This is a genomic window from Bradyrhizobium sp. MI1.4 (assembly GCF_055811315.1).
In genome coordinates this window covers 1-238 of the sequence record NZ_JBVVPP010000185.1, presented here as the reverse complement: position 1 = coordinate 238, position 238 = coordinate 1, and the positions used below count along the sequence as shown (strand labels likewise).

General features: G+C 93.3%; 1 protein-coding gene. It reads right to left on the bottom strand.

Annotated elements, in window-relative coordinates:
- On the bottom strand, positions 1–238 hold a 238-nt coding region (locus tag AC0L23_RS40190), incomplete at both ends, for a hypothetical protein (RefSeq protein WP_473358451.1).

The following is a 238-nucleotide window of genomic DNA, read 5'->3' as shown; positions in this document are numbered from 1 at the left end:
CCACACACCATTTTGTCGTTTGCCTGAGCCTTCCCCCCCCCCCCCCCCCCCGGCGCGGGGGGGGGGGGGGGGGGCCGCCCGCCCCCCCCCCCCCCCGCGGGGGGGGGGGGGGGGGGGGCCCCCCCCCCCCCCCCCCCGCCGCGGGGGGGGGGGGGGGCCCCCCCCCCCCCGGGGCCCGCCGGGGGGGGGGGGGCGCGCGGCGGGGGGGGGGCCCCGCCCGCCCCGCGGGGGGGGGGGG